Origin of the sequence: Mesorhizobium sp. M8A.F.Ca.ET.021.01.1.1, assembly GCF_003998025.1 — a bacterium.
GTDB lineage: Bacteria > Pseudomonadota > Alphaproteobacteria > Rhizobiales > Rhizobiaceae > Mesorhizobium.
The window spans coordinates 1-5,216 of record NZ_RZSJ01000455.1; the positions used below are offsets into that span (position 1 = coordinate 1).

The following is a 5,216-nucleotide window of genomic DNA, read 5'->3' on the forward strand; positions in this document are numbered from 1 at the left end:
GTCGGCGCATCTTTCCAGGCCCAGCACGCCGCTGCCGGACTTCGAGGACATCAGCCCGCGCCTCAACGAAATCGAGAAAGCGCTGGCCGGGACCCGCGATTCCATCCTCGGCGCCGCACGCGAGGCAGCCGAGAACGCCGTGCGCTCGCTGGCCGGAACGAGCACCAATACGGCCGCGGTTTCCGGCCTCGCCCAGGATCTGAAGACACTGGAGACATTGACGCGGCGTTCCGACGAACGCAATTCGCGCACCTTCGAGGCCATTCACGATACACTGCTCAAGATCGTCGACAGGCTGGGTTCGCTGGAAACCAGCGACCCGTCCGAAGCGGTAAGCGAACTGCTGGATGCGGCTCCGACCGAACCGGGCGGCTGGCGTGGCGCACGGCGGTCCAAGATGGCGGTGAACGCGCCGTCGATGACCATGGACGAGCCGCTGCCGCTGACCGGCGATATGGCCGATCTGGACGCGCGTGCCGCGGCCATATTGCGCGCCGAGCCTGCTTCGTCAGTCGAGCCGGCACTGCACGTCGAATCGGGCTTTTCGGCCCGGCCGGGGGCGCGCTCGCCGGCGGAAGCCGCCGCCGCCGCCGCGATGGCCGCACTCGGTTCCGACGCCACCACCAGAAAAGACCAGCCTGCTGGCCGCAAGTCGATGTTCGGCGGGCTGGCGCGCGCCTTCAAGAGCAAGAAGGCGGCGGATGTTCCGCCGCTGGCCGGCCCGGCGCCGGACGCCGATATCCCGAGTGTCGATCTCGACGAGCCGCTCGACCCGAAAGTCGCCAACCGCCCGCTGGAGCCCGGCTCCGGCGCGCCCGACCTCAATGCCATCATGAAGCGCGTGCGCGACGAGCGGGGACAACCGGCAAAGCCCGGCGACAGCGACGCCGCGAAATCGGATTTCATCGCCGCTGCCCGGCGCGCGGCGCAGGCGGCCGCGGCCGAGGCCGACGCCCTGAAGCGCCAGTCGACGATGAAAGGCCCGGTCAAGGCGCTCAGGATAGGTGACCTGCTCAAGGCGCGGCGCAAGCCGATCCTGATGGCGGCGGCAGCGATCATGCTGGCGCTTGCCGGCCTGCAGCTCGGCAAGGCGTTTCTTTCGGATCCCGCCCAGGTGGCAAGCAACGACGCGGCTCCCATCGTCGCCTCGCAGCCGGTGAAGACGGCATCTGTCGATACCGCCAGCCAGCCTAAGACCGAAGTCCAACCGGTGGCGACGGACAGCGCGCCGGCCCCTACCGTCAGGCAGGCGGAACAATCCGCGCCGCCAAGCAAGGACGACATGGCGGCGCAGACCGTCATGGCCATGCCGTCGGATACGGACGCGATGCCCGCGCCTACCGCCGAGCCCGCTCCAGCACCCGTCGCGCCGGCCATGGCTCCCGACGCGATGGCTTCGGCCTCGCCGGCGCCTGTTGCTCCGATGACCGCTGCTCCTACCTTAACGGATCCGGCACCAGCCGCCGTCACCAGCGGTACGCAGGCGTCGGATGCCGATGCCCAACCTGCATCAGCCGCGCCAACGGCCGCCGCCGAGGCAACGGCCAACGACACGACCGGCACCGTTGCGCCGATGGACAAGCCGGCGGCGACAGCCGCGACCAAGTTCGACATCCCGGCCGAAGCCGGCCCCGTTGCTTTGCGTGACGCCGCCGCCGCTGGCGACGCCAAGGCACTGTTCGAGGTCGGCTCGCGCTACGCCGAGTCGCGCGGCGTCAAGGAAGACATGCCGGCGGCCGCCAAATGGTACGAGAAATCGGCGGAACTCGGCTTCGCGCCGGCCGAATACCGTATCGGCAATTTCTACGAGAAGGGCATCGGCGTCGCGCGCGACATCAAGAAGTCGAAGACCTGGTACCAGCTCGCCGCCGCGCAGGGCAACGCCAGTGCCATGCACAATCTGGCGGTGCTGTTCGCCATGGCCGCCGACGGCGTGACCGACAATGAATCGGCCGCGCACTGGTTCCAGGAGGCCGCCGACCTCGGCGTCAAGGACAGCCAGTTCAATCTCGGTATCCTGGCCGCCAAGGGCGTCGGCATGAAGCAGAACCTGGAAGAGTCCTATAAATGGTTCGCGCTTGTCGCCAAGACCGGCGACAAGGATGCCGCGGCCAAGCGCGACGAGATCGCCAATGCGCTGCGGCCCGAGCAGCTCGAGCGGGCGCGCGCCGCGACAGAATTGTGGAAGGCCAAGCCGCTCAACGCGGCGGCCAATTCGGTGGACATTCCCGAATCCTGGCAGGAAGGCACGCCGCAGACGACCGCCGGCATCGACATGAAGAAGGCGGTCAAGAATATCCAGCTCATCCTCAACAAGAACGGCTATGACGCAGGCGGCGCCGACGGCGTGATGGGCGAGAAAACCAAGAACGCGATCATCGCTTTCCAGACCGCCAACAAGCTGCCGGCGACCGGCGCGGTCGACGAGAAACTGGTCAAGGCATTGCTGGCGCGCAAATAACGGCAGAAGCGTCGTTTCCACGACGCCCTTGCCATACATTTGCCTGTTAACTGATTGAGTTGTTTTTTGTTTCGGCGCGGTGGCGGGGTTTGACCCCGCTGCCGCGTCGGCGCAAGACAAAATTGGCTTTTCGATGCGATACTGCCCGCAACGGCTTTATTCGCCGACAGGCAAACTGATCGAGACTGACGGGTGGGCATCTATCTCCCGATCGCGGAAATTTCCGTCAACGTCTTCGTGCTGCTGGCCATGGGCGCCGCGGTGGGCTTCCTGTCGGGCATGTTCGGGGTGGGCGGCGGCTTTCTCATCACGCCGCTCTTGATCTTCTACAACATCCCGCCGGCAATCGCGGTCGCCACCGGCGCCAACCAGGTCATCGCTTCTTCCGTCTCCGGCGTCCTTTCGCACATGAAGCGAGGCACGCTCGACTTCAAGCTCGGCGGCGTGCTGCTCGCCGGGGGCATCGTCGGTTCCACCGCCGGCATCTACGTGTTCGGCTTCCTGCGCAGGCTCGGCCAGCTCGACCTGTTCATCTCGCTGCTCTACGTCGTGCTGCTCGGCACCGTCGGCGGGCTGATGCTGGTCGAGAGCATCAGCGCGTTGCGCGCCACGCGCAGCGGTGCGGCACCGGTGCTGAAGAAATCCGGCCAGCACAACTGGATCCATCGCTTGCCGCTGAAGATGCGCTTCCGCGCGTCGAAACTGTTCGTCAGCGTCATTCCGGTGCTCGGCCTTGGCGCCGGCATCGGGTTCCTGTCGTCGATCATGGGCGTCGGCGGCGGCTTCATCATGGTGCCGGCGCTGATCTATCTCTTGAAAGTGCCGACCAATGTCGTCATCGGCACCTCGCTGTTCCAGATCATCTTCACGTCCGCCTACACGACGCTGGTCCACGCCACCACCAACCAGACCGTCGATGTGATGCTGGCCTTCCTTTTGATGGCCGGCGGCGTGGCCGGGGCACAGTATGGCGCCAAGGCCGGCCAGCGGCTGCGCGGCGAGCAATTGAGAGCCCTGCTGGCGCTGCTGGTGCTGGCGGTGGCGATCCGGCTCGCCATCGATCTGTTCGTCACGCCGCCCAACCTTTATTCGTTGTCCGGCTTGGGCCTCAACTGATGAAAGGCATGAAGGCGCTCGCAACCGTCGCTCTCCTGTCCCTGACCGCCGCCCCGCCGGCGAAGGCGCAGACGCCATTGACGGAAGGCATCCAGATCGGCCTCTCCACCGACGCGGTGTCGATCACCGCCGGTTTTTCCGGCGCCGACCTGACCATTTTCGGTTCGCTGGAAAATCCCGACCCACTGGTGGCACGCCAGGGCCGCTACGACGTCATCGTCGTGCTCGAAGGGCCGCCCAAACCGGTGGTGGTGCGCCGCAAGGACCGGGTGCTGGGCGTCTGGATCAATCTGGATTCAGAGACCTTCGAGAATGTGCCGGTGTCCTATTCGGTGGCGACGACGCGGCCGCTGCAGGACATCACCGAACCCAACAGCTACAAGCAATTGTCGCTCGGCGCGTCCAACCTCTATATGCAGCCCGCCGATGCCGGTGACAGCCCGGCGACGATCGAGGAATTCACGGCGGCACTGCGCGAGCGCAAGGCCGCCGCGGGCCTCTACAGCGAGAATGTCGGTGGCGTGCAATTCCTGTCGCAGAACCTGTTTCGCGCCACGGTCAGGCTGGCGCCGAATGTGCCGGTCGGCACGCACAAGGCGCGCGCCTTCCTGTTCAAGAGCGGCCTGTTCATCAAGGAGAGTTCGGCGCAACTCGAAATCCGCAAGTCGGGCTTCGAACAATCGATCTTCCGCGTCGCCCACGACTATTCGTTCCTCTATGGCGTGTTCGCCATATCGCTGGCCATGGTGACCGGCTGGCTCGGCCGGCTGGTGTTCCGCAAAGATTGACGCTCGGGGAAAAGAGGGATTCCCCTTTTCCCCACCATGCGATAAACCGCCGCCTCCCAGCCCAAGGGCAAACACGCACATACCATTCGCCAGAGCGGTCCGGCCTTCCGGATGACAGCGCGATGCATCGCCGCTGTCTTGCCGCCACGAAACAATTACAGGAGGCTGCAATGCATCGGGCATTCGGCGGCATCGACTTCGGCACGTCCAATTCCGCGGTGGGCGTGATCCGGAACGGCAAGGCGCGGCTGGTCCCGCTGGAGGGCGAACAGCCCACCTTGCCAAGTGCCGTGTTCTTCAACTTCGAGGACGGCCACACCTATTTCGGCCGTCGCGCGATCGGCGATTATACCGACAGCATCGAAGGCCGCCTAATGCGCTCGCTGAAGAGCGTGCTCGGCAGTTCGCTCGCCCATGAGAAGACGCGTATCAAGGCGCGCCAGATCGGCTTCATCGACATTATCGGCCTGTTCATCGGCCATCTGAAGACGCGGCTCGAAGAGGACGCCGGCGGCGTGGTAGAAAGCGTGGTGCTCGGCCGCCCGGTGCAATTCGTCGATGACGATGCGCAAGCCGACGCGAAGGCGCAAGGCGAGCTCGAGAAGGCCGCCCGTGCCCAGGGTTTCAAGCACATCGCTTTCCAGTTCGAGCCGATTGCCGCGGCGCTCGACTACGAGCAGAAGGTAACGCGCGAGGAACTGGCGCTGATCATCGACATGGGCGGCGGCACGTCCGACTTCTCGATCGTGCGGGTCTCGCCGGAGCGCTCGCGATCGACCGACCGCAAGGACGACATCCTGGCCAGCCGCGGCATCCATATCGGCGGCACCGATTTCGACCGGTTGCTGAGC

General features: G+C 65.5%; 4 protein-coding genes. All 4 read left to right on the forward strand.

Features of this window, described 5'->3' with window-relative positions:
- The coding region (locus tag EOA36_RS26890) for an SEL1-like repeat protein (protein WP_145969322.1) at positions 1 to 2,461 on the forward strand (2,461 nt) is incomplete at its 5' end.
- A gap of 192 nt (positions 2,462 to 2,653) precedes the next feature.
- A complete protein-coding gene (locus tag EOA36_RS26895; RefSeq protein WP_127280139.1) occupies positions 2,654 to 3,577 on the forward strand; it encodes a sulfite exporter TauE/SafE family protein in 924 nt (307 codons plus the stop codon).
- Entirely contained in the window at positions 3,577 to 4,365 is a 789-nt protein-coding gene (locus tag EOA36_RS26900) for a TIGR02186 family protein (protein ID WP_127280140.1), read from the forward strand. Before EOA36_RS26895 ends, EOA36_RS26900 begins: the two co-directional genes overlap by 1 nt.
- A gap of 170 nt (positions 4,366 to 4,535) precedes the next feature.
- Positions 4,536 to 5,216 (forward strand): Hsp70 family protein (locus tag EOA36_RS26905; protein ID WP_145969323.1); only part of this gene is annotated, 681 nt, incomplete at its 3' end.